This is a genomic window from Rhodococcus sp. BS-15 (assembly GCF_000813105.1).
Taxonomy (GTDB): domain Bacteria; phylum Actinomycetota; class Actinomycetes; order Mycobacteriales; family Mycobacteriaceae; genus Rhodococcoides.
This window is the reverse complement of the sequence record NZ_BAOX01000409.1, coordinates 1-3,324: the sequence shown is the minus strand read 5'-3', so window position 1 is coordinate 3,324 and position 3,324 is coordinate 1. Positions and strand designations below refer to the sequence as shown.

The 3,324-nt window shown below is 66.7% G+C and carries 2 protein-coding genes and 2 pseudogenes; 2 read left to right on the top strand and 2 right to left on the bottom strand.

Going from position 1 to position 3,324, the window contains the following annotated elements; translation table 11 throughout:
• Positions 1-511: pseudogene (locus RHBS_RS25940) on the top strand (serine/threonine protein kinase); the annotation flags it as partial.
• A pseudogene (gene pknB, locus RHBS_RS25935) lies at positions 508-2,447 on the top strand (Stk1 family PASTA domain-containing Ser/Thr kinase). The pseudogenes RHBS_RS25940 and pknB, both read left to right, overlap by 4 nt.
• A gap of 16 nt (positions 2,448-2,463) precedes the next feature.
• Here pknB and RHBS_RS25930 read toward each other — a convergent pair.
• Both RHBS_RS25930 and RHBS_RS25925 read right to left on the bottom strand, forming a co-directional pair.
• Positions 2,464-3,105 carry an aminodeoxychorismate/anthranilate synthase component II gene (locus RHBS_RS25930; protein WP_121872828.1) on the bottom strand — a complete coding sequence of 214 codons (642 nt, stop codon included), beginning with the start codon at positions 3,103-3,105 and terminating at the stop codon, positions 2,464-2,466.
• A 13-nt stretch (positions 3,106-3,118) separates the two neighbouring features.
• Positions 3,119-3,324 (bottom strand): DUF881 domain-containing protein (locus RHBS_RS25925; protein ID WP_128646821.1); only part of this gene is annotated, 206 nt, incomplete at its 5' end.

Below are 3,324 nucleotides of genomic sequence, written 5' to 3'. Positions count from 1 at the left end.
CCGCGGTACGGGCACCGGCAGGTCAATGATGCCCGGGGCGTCGTACCCAGCCCCTGCGCCGTCGAGCACCCAGATGATGCCGACGTCGCAGCGCGAGTACCGCGGACCGGCCACCGGAACGGCTGCGGGCGCAGTGCCCGAGGCCACCGGAATGTCGTCGGCGCAGAAGGCCCTCGCCTGGGGCGGTGCCGGACTGCTGCTTCTCGCCATCCTCATCGGCGGATACGTGCTGTTGACCGGGGGCAGGGACGACTCGCCGACGCCGTTCGTGCCGCCGACCACCACCACCACGCAGCCGACCACCACCACGACCACAACGACCGAACCCACGACGACCACCGAAGAAACAACCACCACCGAAGAGACCACCACGACCACGACGACGACCACCACGCAGGAGCCGACGACCACCGAAGAAACCACGACGACCTCGGAACAGCCCACGCAGACGACCACGAGACGGCCGCTGATCGAGATTCCATCCCAGCAAGATCCTCGAGGACAACCATGACGACTCCCCGTACGCTCTCCTCTCGCTACGAGTTGGGCGAAATACTCGGTTTCGGCGGCATGTCCGAGGTTCATCTGGCACGTGACACTCGGCTCGACCGCGACGTCGCCATCAAGGTTCTGCGCGCCGATCTCGCTCGCGACCCCACGTTCTACCTGCGGTTCCGACGCGAAGCCCAGAACGCGGCCGCACTGAACCACCCCGCCATCGTCGCCGTGTACGACACCGGTGAAGCCGAGACCGAAGCCGGTCCGCTCCCGTTCATCGTCATGGAATACGTCGACGGCGACACCCTCCGCGACATCGTGCGCGCCGAAGGACCCATGGCACCGCGTCGAGCCATGGAGGTCATCGCCGACGTCTGTGCCGCACTCGATTTCAGCCACCGCAACGGAATCGTGCACCGCGACGTCAAACCCGCGAACATCATGATCAACAACGCAGGCGCGGTGAAGGTGATGGACTTCGGCATCGCGCGCGCCATCGCAGATTCCTCGTCGCCGATGACCCAGACGGCAGCCGTCATCGGAACCGCTCAATATCTCTCGCCCGAGCAGGCACGCGGCGAACAAGTCGACGCTCGATCGGACGTCTACTCCCTCGGATGTGTGCTGTTCGAGATCCTCACCGGCGAGCCCCCGTTCAAGGGTGATTCGCCGGTCGCCGTCGCCTACCAGCACGTGCGCGAGGATCCTCAGCTGCCGTCGCTGGTCAACGACACGGTGCCGCGCGAACTCGACTCGATCATCCTCAAGGCGATGGCCAAGAACCCCGCCAACCGCTACCAGAGCGCCGCCGAGATGCGCACCGACCTGGTCCGTGTCCTCGGAGGTCAACGGCCGAGCGCCCCGATGGTCATGAACGACGAGGACCGCACCACGATCCTCGGATCGGTCGATTCCCGGCAGGCGGACTTCTCCGGCGCGGACAAACCGGCCGCAGGTGCCGCCGCCACGCCCCGTACGTCGAGGCACGCCGAACCCGAGGACGAACCCAGGAACCGTCGAGGCCTCAAGATCGCGCTGATCTCCGCGGCGTCGATCATCGTCGTCGCGATCGTCGGAGCATTCCTGTGGTCGCTCGGTCCCGGTGCGGACCCCACGACCGTCACTGTGCCGTCCGTCGCCGGGCTGTCCGCCGACGAGGCCCAGAGCCAGCTCGAGAACGTCGGCCTACGCGTCACCGTGCAGGAGAGGCCGGATGCGTCGGTTCCCGAGGGCTCCGCGATCGGCACCAACCCGGCCATGGGGTCGCAGACCGAATCGCCCGGAGACATTCAGCTCGACGTCTCCTCGGGCCCTCAGCAGGTGCAGGTGCCGCGACTGACCGGACGCACCCAACAGGAGGCGTCGGACGCTTGAACGAGGTGGGCCTCGAACTCGATCCCACCGTCGCCCGTGCACCGTCGACGCCGGAGAACCTCGACCGGGTCGTCGAGCAGAACCCGTCCTCGGGTGTGAGCATGAACGCCGACTCGCAGGTTCGCATCACGCTCGGTTCGGGGCCGGCGCAGGTACGGATGCCCAACGTCGTCGGCCAGCTCGTCGACGTCGCGCAGCCGAACGTCGAGGGTGCCGGCCTCCGCGTTCAGATACAGAACATCGACTCCAGTCAGCCTGTGGGACAGGTCGTCTCGACGGACCCCGCCGGTGGTGCCAACGTCGCCGAGAACACCGTCGTGACGTTGCGGGTCTCGAACGGCGACAAGATCCCGATGCCGGACCTCTCCGGCCTCACCGAGACCCAGGCGTTGACGGCACTGGAATCGGCCGGCTGGACCGGAACGGTGTCGAACCTGTCGACGTCGAGCCAGTCGACACTCGACCCACTGATGGTCGGCCGAATCGTCAACCAGACTCAGCCGGCGGGCTCCGAGATCAGCAAGACCGACACCATCACCGTGAGCATCGGGGTGCTGGGTATCCCCAACGGCTAGCCACCTCGCGTCGAGCTCAGGCGAAGGCTTCGGAGACCTGAGCTTCGAGCTTGGCGACGAGGCCGGGATCGGTGGGCATCCCGCAGACGGTGAGCCAGTTCGCCAGCATGCGGTGTCCGCCCTCGGTGAGGATGGACTCCGGGTGGAACTGGACGCCGTGAATCGGTAGCTCGGTGTGCCGCATCGCCATCACCAGGCCGGATTCGGTGCGCCCGATGATTTCGAGTTCGGCCGGGATCGTGTCTTCCCGGACGGTCAGCGAGTGGTAGCGAGTGGCGGTGAACGGCTCGTTCATCCCCTCGAGAACTCCGACGCCCGAATGGTGCACCAGGCTGGTCTTGCCGTGCAGCAGTTCCGGGGCCTTCTCCACCGTGGCACCGAAGGCTGCGCCGATCGCCTGATGGCCCAGACAGACCCCGAGCAGGGGCGTCTTCGTGCGAGCGCTGGCCGAGACCAGATCCATTGTGGCACCTGCGCGCTGCGGCGTGCCCGGTCCCGGGCTGAGCAGAATGCCGTCGAACCGGTCCGCGACGGCATCGCGGTCGGCGAGGCGCTCGTCGTCGTTGCGCCAGACCTCGACATCGGCATTCAGCTGGCCCAGGTACTGGACGAGGTTGAAGACGAAGCTGTCGTAGTTGTCGACGACGAGAATACGCATGCGGACAGCGTACTCAGCGAGGCTGTGCATACCGCATGCGCACCGATTGCTCGTACGCGGGCACCGAGAGATCCTCGGACGCTGCGACGTCGTAGCGGAGGCCGTATCGCAGTGCGTACTGCTCGTACAACCGGACACCCGGCTCGTTCTTCAACGCCGCGCGCAGCCGATCCGAGTCCCCGATCGCCGTCATCACGTACGGCGGACTGTACGTCCGCC

Bases quoted from the DNA above. Each gene is read 5' to 3' on its own strand.
- RHBS_RS25930 (WP_121872828.1), bottom strand. From the start codon at position 3,105: ATGCGTATTCTCGTCGTCGACAACTACGACAGCTTCGTCTTCAACCTC.